The sequence below is a fragment of the Lactococcus garvieae genome (assembly GCF_016027715.1).
GTDB classification, from domain to species: domain Bacteria; phylum Bacillota; class Bacilli; order Lactobacillales; family Streptococcaceae; genus Lactococcus; species Lactococcus garvieae_A.
The window spans coordinates 325827-341100 of the sequence record NZ_CP065691.1; the positions used below are offsets into that span (position 1 = coordinate 325827).

Here is a 15274-nt window from a genome sequence, read left to right on the forward strand (position 1 = left end):
CACTTGAAATTAGTTGAAAATATCGCAAAAGTTGAGTTGGTTGAAAACGAAAGTGGTGATAAATCTATTCGTGCAATTGCAAGTTACGTTCACAAAACAAACAACAATGATTTGTATTTGGACGGTGATGTAATTGAATTTAAACGTGAGGTTTACCCATTCTTATTCAATCATGGTAAATCAGCTGATGATTTCCTTGGTGAATCTCGTACTCATTATGATGCAGAGCTTGATGCTTACGTATCAGATATTAATGTTTATGAAAACCGTCCTGAAATTATCAAAGCTATTGAAAATGGTGTTTATGATTCTGTTTCAATTTCTTACTACATTACTGAATATACATTTGGGGATGAGGATGAAATCATTGTTAAACATGCAATCATGAATGAAGTATCACTCGTTTCCGTTGGTGCTGACCCTGGGGCTAAACTTATGAATAATGAGTTAGCTGAGGAACGTACAGCATTCATTGAGGCACGAAATCAATTGAAGGAGATTAAAGCTCAATATGAATAAACTTGACCGTATCGAACTTGAAAAATCTATTAAAGATTTGCAAGCTCGCAATAATGAAATTAAAGGTTTGATTCTTGCAGAAAACTCAGTAGACTCAGCAAAAATTCTTGATGCTGAATTTAAAGAGAACGAAGCAAAAATCAACAGTGCACAAATCAAATTAGAAGAAAATTCTAAAATCAAAGGAGAACCTACTATGTCTAAATATCTTGAAACTCAAAACTCATCACGTGACTTTATCAACATCTTGAAAACTGCTGGCGACAAAGATGCTGTTATGAACGCTTGGAACGCTAAACTTGCAGAAAATGACCTCAAAGTTGAGGACAAAGGATTGGTATTACCAAAACGTTTGGTTGACTCAATCGAAACTGCTCTTACTGAAACTAACCCAGTATTCAAAGTATTCCAATTGACTCACGTTGGTGCTTTGCTTGTTCAAAAAGGTTTGAAATCAACTGATGAGGCTAAAGTACACGTTGAGGGAACTGAAAAAGTATTGCAAAACGCTGTATTGACTGCTGACTCTATCACTCCACAACTTATCTACAAAGCTCAATCAATCTCTACTCGTAACAAAGAAATTCTTGAAAACTTTGAAGAAGTTTACGCTGTGGTAGTTGCTGAACTTACACAAGCTATCGTAAACAAAGCTGTTGACTTGGCTCTTGTTGAAGGTAAAGGTAATGCTGATGGTTTCCTTGCAATCATGAACGAAACTGATACTGAAAAAGTTAAAGAAATCACTGCTGAAAAACTTGTTGATGGTATTGAAGATGCTACTGACTTTGTACGTGGTCGTGAAGGTCGTAAATTCCTTATCGTAACTGCTGAACAACGTAAAGCTTTGCTTAAAGAAGTACGTGCGTTGGTTGCACCAGCTCGTGTGCGTAATGACGATGCTGAAATCGCAAGTGAGGTTGGTGTTGATGAACTTATCGTTTACACTGGCTCTAAAGCTATCAAACCAATCGTTATCGTTGACCAAGCTTACAAAATCGACATGAAAGATTTGACTAAAGTTGATGCCTTCGAATGGAAAACTAACGGAAACGTTATCCTTATGGAATCACTTTCAGCTGGTAAAATGAACAAAATCAAAGGTGCTGCCTTCGTAACTGTGACTGCACCCTAAGCAACCCCTTAATAGGGGTTTAGAGACTGAAACTGTAGAGTTAAGCAGTATGTCAGTGGATAACAGTACTAAAAAAGAAATAATGGCAAGTCTCGATGCTCAAAGAATAGATTATAAAACATCTATGACAAAAGCAGAGTTACTTGCTCTTGTGTAACAGAAAGGGGATAACCTTATGTTAGATTACATCAAAACATACTGTGGCATTCCCTTGAATGTTGCTTTATACGACAAAACAATTGAAATGAATAAATCAATTGCTTTAAAAAGATTACAAATTGCTGGTGTTTCTACTGATGAGACAAATGAGATTGTACAACAATATGTTGCTACATTCTGTAGATTCCAATTGGTATCAGAACCAAGTAGAGTCTTTGTTGATGCTGAAACATCAAGAATGAAAGAGATGCTCGAATTACTTACTTATGGAGGTGTTTAATGATATTTTCACAAGTCACAATCGAGTTAGCTGTTACTGAGAAAAAACCTAATGGTGCTGAGAAACAAGTTATCAAACCTATTGATTTGCCAGTTAAGAAAGAGCGAATCACTCAAAATAGACTTGATGAGTTCTCTATGCAAGGTTTAAAGAAAGTATCACGTTATTCTCTTAATAACATTGGTGAGTATGAGGATGCAATATTTGACTACTTTACTGATGAAAAAGGTAATAGGTACAAACGTACACTTTGGGAAAGAGACCCTAAAACAAACAAAATGATTCTAGAGGGAGAAATCGCTAATGGCTTATAATTCATACATAGAGTGGAAACAAGCTGTTGATAAGATTGGATTTGCTGACATTATCTTAGGTGTCAAAGACACAGTTGAACCAAACACAGTATACATCCAAGTTTCTGATTCAAAAGTAGTTGGCTCTGATAACTTTAAATTTGTCATTGGTTATTCTTACAGCGTTGTAGCAAGTGTTCCAGAGGTTGATAGTCACTTAGTTAAAGAATTATCTGAATTACTTGATTCTGGACTAGAGATGGTAAATTTCTCTGAGACAAGCCACTTGTACAATTTCTCTGGAACTATTTATCTACCTGTTGGGTCTAAAGGTGATGCATTTGAGTAAAGATAATCTAGACATTAAAGCAATCAGTGAACAGTTAGCAAATGATGTTACTGATAGAGTTGCTGACTTCATTGAGACTCAAACAAAAGCTGAGGCTCAGAAAGCAAGTCGTAGACAAAAAAGATTTAGAGCACATGGTAAAACTTATACCTATGCTAAATATCGTAATACTGGTCAACTTGCTCGTAACTTAAAGATAGACAAAAAAGGCAAATACAAAGTTGTACATGATGGTAGACGGTCTGATTATTCAGATGGTTCATACCACGGAATGTATTTCTTAGTTGAGAAAAAAGGTGAACGTGCGATTCAACAAATTCTCAAGAATGCAAAAGTCTATACAGAATCTACAAAACTATAGAAAGAAGGCATATACATGGCTTTAAATTTAAAATATGATGACCGCAAAATCTTTTGGGGTAACGAAGGATTGCTTGTTGGTAAGATTGACACAGCTGGTTCTAAACCAACTGCTAAAGACATCAAATTAGCTACTGGTATGGTATCTGCATCTGCTATGGAAGACCAAGCTGAAACAGCTAATTTCCCAGCAGACAACAAGCCTGACCACGGTTCTAAAAAGGGTTCAACACTCTTACAAGGTGAAATGGTATTCATGCAAATTGACGAACCTGTTGGCGAGGGATTGCTTGGACAAGTTAAATCTGAAAATGGTTTAGGTTGGGTACCAACTGGTAACTACACAGACCACATTGTACAATACGTTAACCGTGCAATGAAAAAGACTGCTGATGGTGAAGTTATCAATGGTTATAAAATCATCGTTTACCCAGCACTTAAAGCAACTGGTGAGGGAACATCTGAGAGCGAGACTGATTCGACAGACGGTGTTGACCCAATTTCTTACACAATTCCATTGCAAGCTACTGCAACACCTGCTTACAAATCTGGTAACTATCAACCAGCTGAAATGAAATATGAGGTTTGGGGCAAGCAAGCTGAGGAATTTGAAAAAATGATGGAAGAACAACTTTTCATTATGTTCCCAGATACAGTTATCGCTGGCGGTACTGTAGAAACAGGCAAATAATCACAAATTTATTAAAGAAGAAAGAGGTATAAACCTATGACACAATTATCACCTGCACGTAAATTCAAACTGATTACAGGAAAAGACATTTTTAAAGCGAGTAAAGAACTCGAAAAAGTAATGCAAGATGAAGAATCAAATGACACTACTGAGGCGGTAGAGTTTGTTCAATATGGTTTGTATCTCGCTTTTTATAATCCAGATTTGACTAAAGCTAAGAAAGAGTTCTCTGAGTTCCTTGAAACTGGTGAGCTTGATACTGAGCAAGAAACTATTAAATCATTGATGGAAAAATTCAAAGCCACTTTCGGCTAATAGAGGGAATGGCGGTACTTAGCGGTATCGCTTTTTCTTTTGGTTTAGAAAGGGGATTATATGAAATTAAAAGATGCGATTAGATACTATGAGCTAACTGGCTCAGATATTTTAGCTGACATAGAAAAACAATCTAAATATGTCACAGCTTTAGATTTTGGTTATGTTTTTGATGATTTCACTGAGGTTATGGAAGGATTATATGACAACTTATTGTTGTTATGGTGTGATTCTCATGAGATTACTGATGAAACAGTATTACCAACTAAAGAGGAATTGTCTGGATTGTATTTACATTCTATTCCAAAGCAGGAATCAGAAAGCACTACCCAAGAATTTGAAATGCCAAGTAAATTTGCTCTAAAAGTCAAGCGAAAAGAAGAGAATAAAATTGTTCTTTTACTTGTTTCTATACTCACCGCAGAGATGAGCATAGAGCAGTTTTATGACATGGAAATTGAGACGGTAGTTGAAATTATCAATGCTTATGGTGAAAAAATGGAAGCTGAACAGAAAAAACGTAAGAAAAACAAGCATAAGCTTTAATAGCAAAAGGCGAAGGAATGTGACAACCATAGGATTTCTTGATGAAGGAAAAGAAATATTCAACAATATTACTATTTTCTTGATTTTTGGGAGACGAAGGAATGTGACAACAGAGCCATTCAATTAAAAGAAAAATTAAAAAAAGTTCTTTTAATATTTTGAGAGAAGAATTTGGAAATGAGAGAACAAAAACAAATTTGAAAAGGAGGTTATAAACTATGAGTTCAAATGCAAAGTTTGAAGTAGAGATTTATGGTAATACAGCCAAATTTGAGAACTCCTTAAAAGGTATAAACTCTGCAATGACCAGCTTAAGAGGTGAGGCAAGTCAATTAAGAAAAGACTTAAAACTTGACCCAACTAATACTGCTAAGATGGCTCAATTGCAAAGAAACTATACTCAACAACTTGAACAAACTAAAAACAAAGCTAGTCAATTAAAAACTGAACTAGCTGGAATTGATAAGTCTACACCTGACGGACAAAAGAAATTCATTCAACTTTCTAAGTCTTTACAAGACAGCGAACTAAAAGCAAACTACCTTGAGAAAGACATCAAACAACTTGATAATTCTATTTCAAATGGTAAGTATGAGGTTAATTTAAAAACTGATAAGGCTGAGGGTCAAGTCAGTAAAGTTAAAACTAGTTTTAGTGCCTTACGTGAGGTTGCTACAGGTGCTCTTAGACAAATAGGTTCTAGTATAACAAATGCACTCGGAAACAAAATGGGTGACTGGATAAGTGACACAATGGCAACTCAAAAAGCCATGAACTCACTTAAGAATACAATGAACTTTGCTGGTGTTGGTAGCGAGTTTGATTCTTTAAGTAAGCGTATGGGTCAAGTTGCAGTAGATACAAATGCTAATACAGAGGACACTCTAAAACTAGCATCAACATTTGTTGGTCTTGGTGATAATGCTCAAACAGCTGGTGATAAAGTTGAAAATATTGTTAAAGCCAACCAAGCATTTGGTGGTTCTGGTGAGGACTTAAAAGGTGTTGTACAAGCTTACGGTCAAATGTCAGCAAGTGGTAAGGTCACTGCTGAGAACATTAATCAGTTGACTGATAACAATACAGCACTTGGTGCATCACTTAAGAAAACAGTAATGGACATGAACCCACAACTGAAACAATATGGTTCATTTGCTGAGGCATCATCTAAAGGTGCTGTGTCTGTTGAGATGCTTGATAAAGCTTTAGCACAATTAGGTAAAGCAGGTGGTGGCGGTGTTGAGACAATTGGTGATGCTTTTGCAAGTTTAGATGAAACAATCGCTCTTGCATTACTACCAACTCTTGATGAAATAACACCACTTGTTACAGATATTGTAAATGGCATAGCAGATGCTCTGCCAGATATCTTGTCTAAGTTGACAGACTTAGCTAAATTCTTAAAAGAAAACTGGGATTGGCTAAGTAAGGTGGCAATTGCTGTAGGGGCTGTAGCTATTGCATTCGGAATATTTAATGCAGTCATGGGTATAGCAAGTACTGTTATGACAGTGTTTGGTGTAAGTATGGGTGTTGCTTTCGGATGGATAGGGATTATAATCGCAGCGATTGCAGGACTTATTGCTGTAGGTGTTCTTATCTGGCAAAACTGGCAAACAATTGCTGACTTTGCTGTTTCAATCTGGGGTGGCATTAAAGAGTTCTTTGCTGGTTTAGGTGTTTGGTTTAGTGAATTATGGCAAGGCATCACAGAAACAGCAATGAATGTTTGGAACGGTGTTGGTGAGTTTATCACAGTAATCTGGGATGGAATCAAAGCCTATTTCTCAACACTCGTTGAGTTCTATTCAGCATTATTTAGTGCTGTTGGTTCTGTGATATCTACAGCATGGAATGCAATTGTTCAATTTGCACAAACAGCATTCAACAATATCGTTACTTTCTTTACACCACTTGGAAATGTATTTAAAGCACTGTTTGACTTAGTTGTTGCAGTGTTCAGACTTGGATGGGAAATTATCAAAGCTCTTGCACGTGGTGCATGGATGGGTATTCAAGCTATCTGGTCTGGTTTGGTAGGATTCTTTACACCAATCTGGAATGCAGTATCAAATATAGTCAATATCGTATTTCAAGCAATTGGTAACTTTGCTCGTAGTGCTTGGAATGTAATAGTTTCAGTATTTAGCGTTGTTGCTGGATGGTTTGGTGGTGTATTTAATGCAGTCAGAAATGTTGTTTCTGGTGTATTTAGAACATTCGGTAGTTTTGCATCAAGTGCCTGGGGTTCTATTCGTGGAATCTTTAGTGGTGTTGCAGGATTCTTCTCATCAATATTTAGTAGCGTGAGAAACGTTGTAAGTAATGCATTCAGCGCTTTTGGAAACATTGCAAGTGGTGCATACAATGCCGTTACAGGTGTGTTCAGCGGAATCGGAAGTTTCTTTTCAAATGTATTTGGTGGTGTAAGAGATATCGTTGACAATGTTCTAGGTGGTATCACAAACACAATCAATGGAATAACTGGTGCTATCAATGGTGTAGCTGGTAAAGTAAGTAAATTATTTGGTGGCTCAACAGTTACTGTAGCACGTGAGTTTGCTGACCTGCAAGCACGTGGACTTGTTCAAAACAGTTCAAGTAAAGAAACAACAAATTATCAAAATACATTCAATATTCAAGCTGGAAACAAAGATACAACTGCTTTAGCACGTGCTATCAGACGTGAGTTTGAATTAGGAAGGGCATAGAAAAACAAATGGTAAGACAATATAAAATTCATACAAATTTAGACAGTGATGAAAACAAGACATTTGATATGACCAATGGTCTTATCAGATTCTATGAACCATCTAATCTTGGTTTGAATATATCATCAAATATCTGGTCTACTCAAGGAATAGGTGTTTTGGGTAATAGTAATATTACTCATCCACCAATTGATTTCAAACTAGAAACTTTTGGAAATGACTTACATGAAAATTATCAAATATTTAATGAGTTTATCAATTCAATAATTAAAGAAAAATACATAACACTTGAGTACACGAGTGAGCTAGGAACTTACTATGCTGATATCAAAATGTCTGAGGTTAGTAAGACGGAGGGGTATGGTTTTAATGGTACTTTCTCAGAAAAAATCTCATTTGACCCAATTACAATGTGGTACGTATATGAACAAGTTAAACTCAAAATTCTTGAAAATGGAAAAATAGTTGATAATACAAAAATATATACAAATGGAAATACAACTGTTTCAGATATTCCTGCAAACGATTTTGGTGATAATTTATTAAATAATTCCACATGGAACTTAGGAAAAGGCGATTGGACATTTACAGTAGGTACTGGTGCTAATTTTGAGATTCAACAGCCAGATAAAGATAAACCACGCAGTAATATCGTACATGCAATGCCTTTAGCTACTGGAACTCAACAGATTAGTAACTTGCCACATCCTGTACAAATCACAGCTGGTCAACAAATTACTTTGTCGTTTGATTTCAAAGAAAACAAAATACCAGATAGAAATGCGACTATGTTTGCATTGCGAGTTTTCCCAGAAAATAACACATCTAATACTCAGGCGAACTCATTATGGTATGAAAATATCGTACATTCAAGTGTTGCTACAGATTGGGCAACTAATCCAATCTTAGAATGGAAACGTTTCAGCTATACATTCACACCAACTGCTGATGGATGGCTAGACCCAGTTGTTTATGATTCTGATACATCTGGAACTCATGAGTCTTGGTTCAGAGAGCTTAAATTAGAATATGGTGAGTCTGCAACTGAGTGGACACCTAGCAAAAAAGACAAAGCTCAATTGAAATACACATATGACTATACATACTATGGAGAGGATAATATTGAACGTTTCTCTAAATGGGAAATCAAAGATGATATTTTTTCAATGGTTGTTAAAATGATACCAGCTAAAAACAATAGCACAAAGGATAAAGGCATTCGATTCTTAGATGCTAAAAGCAATGAATACACAGCGTTTCTGTTTAATCTAAATACCACAAATGTTACATCAATACAGATAAACACAGACATTAATGATGAATACTATATAGCAAATGTTGGTGATGATTATATTAATATATTCTCTAATCTAAATTTCCAAAAGTTTAGAACACGTATATTCCAAAAAGGAACAATGGAATTGATTGATGTTACAGAATTAGAAATGAATGTAAAAAGAAAGGTAGAATTTGTATGATGCTTGAATATAACTTATATGATAATTTTAATCCAAATAAATATGCAGTTCCATGTGAAAATCCAAGTGCCCCAAACGTTCCAGCAATTAAAAGACTTCCATTACCAAAACCAAAAGCACGTGGTGTGGCTATGAACTATGAACTATGGCAAACAGGCTATAAAACAACGAGCTATGCCACTCTTTCAACGAAAGTTGATGTTGGTGATGTTGTTCAAATACTATTAAATGAACCAGCACAATATGTTAATAATAAGACCATTCGTGATGAGGAGAAAGAACATATTTTATATATTGTTAAGGATGTCGATGACGATAGAGTTTCTTTGCAAAATTACTACTGGTATGCTATCGAGGGTGTTGAATACCCTATTTCTCAATATAGAACATCGACAGCTAGTGGAATGTTGAGTGATTGCTGGAATATACTTGATTCTAGATTAGTAGATGGGGCTAGTTATATTTATTATGCTGACAGTATCGCTAATCTAAAATTAAATGTTAAGTCTGAAACAACAGATTCTATATCTGTAGCTAAGAAAATTTTTAAAGCATTGAAAGTACAACCATATGTTAGGTACAATTTGATAAAAAATAGGATTGAAGTTGATTATGGTGGTCGTAGTGATAAAGAGTTTACTACTCGTATTGATGGAAAAAATAATGTAACCATCGAGACAGAGGTTGATATAGAACGTTCTAATTATAATTACTTATCAGCTTATATTAAAGATTCTCAAGGTCTATACAATCCTTGGCAAGACTTATATACGCTGGATGATAAAAATAATGTTATTAACCTTAAAAAATATACTGGTGATGGTTCTGATTTGCCATCAATGAGAGTTACAAAAACAGTGTTTTATGATGATGGTGTACCAACAGATGGTGAAATACGTGCTGAAATTTCTCAATCATCATTTATCTCAAATATATATTTTAATCAAAGCGATTTACAAAAATTGTATGTCAATGATAGAGTTAATCTCTGGTATGATGGCACTAGTTATACAGGTCACATTGCTGATAGATGTTTTAGCGATATTAATGGCATATTTACAGATAGACTATTATTCGTAGAAAGAGGTCAAAGACAATGATTTATAAAGCAACTCTGGGTGGTAAATATTCCATAGACAATTTCATTGATAAGGTTGAACTTAGATTTGACCACGAACTTATATTACCAGCTGATGTTTATAAATTAGACTGGAATACAGTCATCGTTGACACAAAATTACAGTTTCCAGTAAATCAACCTGTTTCTATGGGGGGCTATCCAACTGGTAGCATAGGCGGAAAAAGTTTTAGATTATTGGAGGTATCAATTACTAATTACCCAGTATTTGATAATTCTATGATTACAGAGATTATCTATCACGATGATGATAAAAATAAACCAACAATAGAATCCATCTTAGACGGTTCTTACTTAAGTGTTGTTGCTGAGCCAAAGAAATATGAACTTATGGTTATCGAACAACCAAAATTCAATAAAGGAGAATAACAATGACAATTAGAAATTATACATTCTTTAGTCCAACAGGAACAGAATTTCCAGTCTCAGCAAACGCTGATGCTAAACTATATTCAATGCTATCAAGTGTAGCCTACAGTGGTAGTGCAATGGTTAAAGTATGGGAAAGTTCAAATACAGTAGGTCTTAATGGTATCATTAAAAATGCAAGCTTTATTATTGCTGGGAGATATTTTGAGATTCTAGATGAGGTATTTCCTCTACAACCAAATTCTCGTAACTATATTATGGCTACTGTTGACCCATCAGACACAGTTAATCCAGTAAAATTATCTGTTGAACAGACAGATACTAGTACATCTGTTGATATCAATAATAATGATGGCGTTATTAAGAAATATGTTTATATCTTTGAAACAAATTCAACTAGTGTCACAGCATCATTGATTCCAAATGCCACTAAAGATAAAACATACTTTACTACTATAACATCAACATCATTAACAGCAACCGAAATTACAACATCAAATAGAATTAAATATCCTAATGATGTTGATAAAGGTCGTATTACACCAGATACAAAATGGACTTGGAACGCTGATTATTACAGAGTTCTTGACGGTATCTTATATATTCACATTGAAGGTTCGAGACCAAAAGCTCCTTTGACAGGTGAATCTTATCCTGTCGTTGGAAAATTACCTGCTGAGATTGCTAGTAGATTAGAAACAGATACACGATTTATGTGGTCTAACTATCAAGGTGGTGGTAAACCTTACGCTGGGGGGATTGAAAGAGCTGGAAACATTCGTTTATATCTCTCACCATCATCTGATACTTTGCAAACTAATCATCGTTTTAGTGCTGATATATCAATCCCACTCAAAGGCATTTAATCGTAAACGAATTTAAAATTTAGAAAGAAAATCCCCTTATGATAATGATACTAAAGCTCTTATTTATATCAGTGTTAGTGTTAGCAATATTATTCGTAACATGGGTCAAAGATAGAGAGAATATGAATCCACCTCTGAAACGTAGAGTGGTCATAGACTTAACGACAATTGTAATCTTTTGGCTCTTGTTTCTAGGATTTATTGTTATTGGTAACGGTGAATATGACAAATCAATCACATCAATAATTGACTTAGCGTTGCTGTTTTTCACAACACGACTAGTCCAACTTGTAGCAATTATGAACCCTATGGTTCAAGAGCTAATTGCATTCATAAAAAATAGAGGAAGTGGAAACGAGAATAAATAGAGAACAAGGGATTTAGAGAGTAGAAATACTCTCTTTTTTGGTTTGTTAACACCTTTATGAAAATATATTTAAAAATCTAGGGTTACAATAAAAAATAGGCACTTTTCATATTTGTAAAAGAGAATAATTTAGTCATGTTTAATAACTTCAGAGGTATACTTCATACTTTAAGTGAGAGGATAAAGGGTTAGCTATTACAATTTTTTCCTTCTTCAAATAAATATTTAACATTTAAATAATAAAAATTTTTTTATTGATTGTTCAATGTATTTTAATTAATTATTAAAAAAGACATGTACTTATAAGTACATGTCTTTTTCATTAACGATTTTGTCGAGTTCATCGCCAATTCTTTTGACAATCCCTGTAACCAAAGCATTTCCCATGAAAAACATTCTCATCCGAGTGCTTACTTCCGAGATTATTCCATTCTCATCTTTTTTAAACTTTGTCCAATTGTCTGGAAAGTCTTGGATTCTTTCAGCTTCAATTGGTGTTAGTAAGCGATAGCGATTGTTAATCTTTAAAAAGTGAGTTGAACGATTGACAGACCCTTCACTTGTCAACATGGTTCTAGCTGGTAAATCTAAGCTATCATAGGGAGACATCCCACCTTCTGAATAAATCCATTTATGCCCATCAGGTGTCGTTCTTTCAATTTTTTTAGCACCACGTAGATATTTATATTTTTCTAATTTATCCTCATCAGTAACATAAAATTCTTCTGGGATATACTTTTCATCTTGTATAATATCTTTGAGGGGGATGGGAGTTTCTTTTATTGGTTCAGTATCAATAGTAAAGTAACGACCATGGCGCATTATACCAGTATTCCATACAGTACCAGTAAATTCATCTGAAACTTTTACAACATCATTAGATAATTCATAAAATGCTGAGCGATTTTTATATGGCTCTTTTTTTATAGGAAACTGACGTGCAAATAACCCTTTATTGAATATATAATCATCATATAAGCCCTCGATGTCAGTTAAATCACTTATTTTAGATTCAAACTCTAAATCCATTTTTTTAGCAAATCTTGTATCATTTTTATAAACATAAAAGAAGACACGGCGTCTTCTTTGAGCGCGTCCGTAATCAGCAGCATTAATCACACGCCATTCGACCGAATAATCTAAAGAATTGAAAGCAGATAGCATAATCGCAAAATCACGTCCTCTTTGATTTGATGGAGATTTTAATAATCTGTCAACATTTTCTAAAATTAGGTATTTAGGTTTAATAAATCTCACAGCTCTTATGATTTGCCAAAAAAGGACACCTTTTTTACCTTCTATTCCCATCTCATTCTTCTTGGAACGAGCAACGGAGTAGTCTTGACATGGAAAACCTCCAACAATCATATTCACTCCATTATTGTACATTTCTTTGAATTTTTTGTCGGGGATAAGTTCGACATCAATATTAATATGTTCCATATCAGGAAAGTTATGAACGCCGACTTCATAAGCATCTTGGGATTTTCTAGATGGCTCATATTGATTAGAATAGATTGTTTTATAAAGTTCTTCATTTGAATTATTTAAACCCAAAATGAATCCACCTACTCCATCAAACATTGAAAATATTTTTAATTTTTCCATAGACTTCCTTTTAAAATTTTATAGATATACTATTATAGAACAAAATTGGAAAAAGATCAAGTGATAGATTTTATAAGTTGTGGTTTTAACATATATATTTTTTTGAAAAAAAACTAATACTGTTATAAAATAATAGATAAGAAATTAGGTAAAATATAGGAAACGTAGGAACATATTATGTGTGAAAAAAAATGGAGTTCAGTTGAAGAAGTACATAACCGTGGAAAAGAAGCAATAAATAAACAAATTTTTGAGCTTGTAAAAGATGAAACTGTGGAAAAATATTGGAATAATACTAAAAATAAAGGATGGATTGGAAATTCTATTGAGTCAGACTGGTTTAAAATTCCCAATAATTCAAGACATGAGGCTGACATCCCATATCTAAATTTAGAAATTAAAGTTACGCCTATAAAAAAGAACTCAAAAGGCTGGGTTGCCAAGGAGAGGCTTGTTTTAAATATTTTTGATTTCAATGACGAATATAAGCGTACTTTTGAAACAGCATCATTTATGGAGAAAACAGCATTAACAGAAATGTTGTATTATGAATTTAAGCAAGATGTACCAAGCCCTGATTTATTTATACGACAAGCAGTTTTATTAAAATTAAAAGATTTACCTAAAGAAGATTTATTAATCATAAAAAATGATTGGCAAACAATTGTTAATAAAATTAGAGAAGGTAAAGCAGAAGAGTTGTCAGATTCTTTGACACAATATCTAGGAGCTACGACTAAAGGTGGGAAAAGTGAAAAGAACATGACTACCCAACCATTCTCTCATAAAAAAGCACATCGCCGTTCATTTACATTAAAGACGAATTATATGAGCTTTCTTGCAAAAAAATTTATGAGTGAGGATTATAAAGAGTCTGAAAGAGTTATTTCAGATTCTAATTTATTAAGGGAGAATAGTTTTGAAGAAATAATTTTATCTAAGTTTAAACCATACATTGGAAAAACGAAACAAGAACTTGGGAATGAATTTGGAGTGAAAATTCACTCAAAAAATGATAAAGCAAGCAGTCGAATAATTGCAAGTAAAATATTGAATTTATCAGATGATATTGAGAAAACAGAAGAATTTAGAAAAGCGAATATTTCGTTAAAAATTGTCACAGTTAATCCGAACTCTAGAACTAGAGGAACAAATCTTCCAAAGACAACAGAAGGTTTTAAGTTGCAAAACTGGAATGATGAATTTTGTGATATAGAAATAGAATTTGAAGATTCACAATTATATCGTTATTTAACCGAAACAAGATTTTTACTAGCTGTATTTGAAGAAACAAAAAATGGAGATGTATTCAAAGGCTGTAAGTTTTGGAATGTCCCAGTTTCAGATGTATATGGAAAAATACAAGAAGTTTATGATGATACAAAGTGTAAATTAAAATCAGGCGTTGAACTTACCTATAAATCAGGTAATTATAAAAAAGGTTATAAGGTCGAGAATAACTTTATTAATATGTCAGATGAAATGATTGCACATATTCGTCCAGATGCTATTGATAGTGAGGGGGCATATAACGGAGATTTTAATCAAAAGAATGCTATGGCACTGCCTCGCAAATCTAGATGGGTAAACCGTCCTCCAGAACGTGCAGGGGAACTGACTTTTGACTACATGATAAAACAGGCGTACTGGCTAAACCCTACTTATCTTTATCAAGCTGTAAAAGAGTTTTTTGAGTAACATGTATTTATTTCATCAATTGATGAATTTGGTTTTGTCTTTTGGTTTTTTCTTCTTCAAAAAGATGTCTGTAAACTATCAGAAGAGTTTTAAGTATGTTTTCGAGAGTAACGGAACTAGCTTTCGTGACTGGATTCCCTTTTTTCTATACTCTTAATTATATATTCTCTTTTTTGTTATGAAAGTCAGAAACTCAATTTTATATGGAGAAATAGTTGCACAACAACAATAGTTCCAGAAAAAAATGGCTTTGATTTAAAAAATTACAAACTTAATTAACTCTATTGATTTATAATACGGAATTTGAACGAAATTTTTAAACCAGTTTGAGGTAAGAAGTAAAAGAGTCTTTAGAACTTTCTTTATGGTACATTTAGTATACATTCCAAGCC

17 protein-coding genes are annotated in these 15274 nt (G+C 33.9%); 16 read left to right on the forward strand and 1 reads right to left on the reverse strand.

Going from position 1 to position 15274, the window contains the following annotated elements; translation table 11 throughout:
- Window positions 1-3 precede the first annotated feature (3 nt).
- The 15 genes from I6G50_RS01800 to I6G50_RS01870 all read left to right on the forward strand — a co-directional run bounded on the left by I6G50_RS01800 (window position 4) and on the right by I6G50_RS01870 (window position 11577).
- Window positions 4-519 (forward strand): hypothetical protein, encoded by a 516-nt coding sequence (locus I6G50_RS01800; RefSeq protein WP_197908984.1) that lies wholly within the window; start codon window positions 4-6, stop codon window positions 517-519.
- Complete coding sequence (locus tag I6G50_RS01805; protein WP_197908985.1) at window positions 512-1654, forward strand: hypothetical protein; 1143 nt, start codon at window positions 512-514, stop codon at window positions 1652-1654. Before I6G50_RS01800 ends, I6G50_RS01805 begins: the two co-directional genes overlap by 8 nt.
- A gap of 175 nt (window positions 1655-1829) precedes the next feature.
- Window positions 1830-2093: a hypothetical protein gene (locus I6G50_RS01810; protein ID WP_197908986.1), complete on the forward strand. Its 264-nt coding sequence runs from the start codon at window positions 1830-1832 to the stop codon at window positions 2091-2093.
- Window positions 2093-2407 (forward strand): hypothetical protein, encoded by a 315-nt coding sequence (locus tag I6G50_RS01815; RefSeq protein ID WP_197908987.1) that lies wholly within the window; start codon window positions 2093-2095, stop codon window positions 2405-2407. The genes I6G50_RS01810 and I6G50_RS01815 overlap by 1 nt, the downstream gene beginning before the upstream one ends.
- Window positions 2397-2735: a hypothetical protein gene (locus tag I6G50_RS01820; RefSeq protein WP_232252364.1), complete on the forward strand. Its 339-nt coding sequence runs from the start codon at window positions 2397-2399 to the stop codon at window positions 2733-2735. The genes I6G50_RS01815 and I6G50_RS01820 overlap by 11 nt, the downstream gene beginning before the upstream one ends.
- Window positions 2728-3096 carry a hypothetical protein gene (locus tag I6G50_RS01825; protein ID WP_165719981.1) on the forward strand — a complete coding sequence of 123 codons (369 nt, stop codon included), beginning with the start codon at window positions 2728-2730 and terminating at the stop codon, window positions 3094-3096. The genes I6G50_RS01820 and I6G50_RS01825 overlap by 8 nt, the downstream gene beginning before the upstream one ends.
- A gap of 15 nt (window positions 3097-3111) precedes the next feature.
- The gene (locus I6G50_RS01830; protein ID WP_197908988.1) at window positions 3112-3786 is read left to right on the forward strand and encodes a capsid protein; all 675 of its coding nucleotides are present in this window, start codon (window positions 3112-3114) and stop codon (window positions 3784-3786) included.
- A gap of 36 nt (window positions 3787-3822) precedes the next feature.
- Window positions 3823-4101 (forward strand): hypothetical protein, encoded by a 279-nt coding sequence (locus tag I6G50_RS01835; RefSeq protein ID WP_165719983.1) that lies wholly within the window; start codon window positions 3823-3825, stop codon window positions 4099-4101.
- A 60-nt stretch (window positions 4102-4161) separates the two neighbouring features.
- A complete protein-coding gene (locus I6G50_RS01840) occupies window positions 4162-4647 on the forward strand; it encodes a hypothetical protein (RefSeq protein WP_197908989.1) in 486 nt (161 codons plus the stop codon).
- 218 nt (window positions 4648-4865) lie between these two features.
- Entirely contained in the window at window positions 4866-7358 is a 2493-nt protein-coding gene (locus tag I6G50_RS01845) for a phage tail protein (protein ID WP_232252365.1), read from the forward strand.
- 8 nt (window positions 7359-7366) lie between these two features.
- On the forward strand, window positions 7367-8836 hold the full coding sequence (locus I6G50_RS01850; protein ID WP_197908990.1) for a phage distal tail protein domain-containing protein: 1470 nt from the start codon (window positions 7367-7369) through the stop codon (window positions 8834-8836).
- The gene (locus I6G50_RS01855; RefSeq protein ID WP_197908991.1) at window positions 8833-9936 is read left to right on the forward strand and encodes a hypothetical protein; all 1104 of its coding nucleotides are present in this window, start codon (window positions 8833-8835) and stop codon (window positions 9934-9936) included. Before I6G50_RS01850 ends, I6G50_RS01855 begins: the two co-directional genes overlap by 4 nt.
- Window positions 9933-10343 carry a hypothetical protein gene (locus I6G50_RS01860; RefSeq protein WP_197908992.1) on the forward strand — a complete coding sequence of 137 codons (411 nt, stop codon included), beginning with the start codon at window positions 9933-9935 and terminating at the stop codon, window positions 10341-10343. The genes I6G50_RS01855 and I6G50_RS01860 overlap by 4 nt, the downstream gene beginning before the upstream one ends.
- A 2-nt stretch (window positions 10344-10345) precedes the next feature.
- Window positions 10346-11209 carry a hypothetical protein gene (locus I6G50_RS01865; protein ID WP_197908993.1) on the forward strand — a complete coding sequence of 288 codons (864 nt, stop codon included), beginning with the start codon at window positions 10346-10348 and terminating at the stop codon, window positions 11207-11209.
- A gap of 122 nt (window positions 11210-11331) precedes the next feature.
- The gene (locus I6G50_RS01870) at window positions 11332-11577 is read left to right on the forward strand and encodes a hypothetical protein (protein ID WP_197908994.1); all 246 of its coding nucleotides are present in this window, start codon (window positions 11332-11334) and stop codon (window positions 11575-11577) included.
- Between the two features lie 299 nt (window positions 11578-11876).
- Here I6G50_RS01870 and dcm read toward each other — a convergent pair whose 3' ends face one another.
- Window positions 11877-13184, reverse strand: coding sequence for a DNA (cytosine-5-)-methyltransferase (gene dcm, locus I6G50_RS01875; protein WP_195212955.1), 1308 nt, complete (start codon window positions 13182-13184; stop codon window positions 11877-11879).
- Window positions 13185-13361: 177 nt separating this feature from the next.
- Between dcm and I6G50_RS01880 the strand changes: the two genes are divergently transcribed.
- The gene (locus I6G50_RS01880; protein ID WP_197908995.1) at window positions 13362-14882 is read left to right on the forward strand and encodes a Sau3AI family type II restriction endonuclease; all 1521 of its coding nucleotides are present in this window, start codon (window positions 13362-13364) and stop codon (window positions 14880-14882) included.
- Window positions 14883-15274 lie beyond the last annotated feature (392 nt).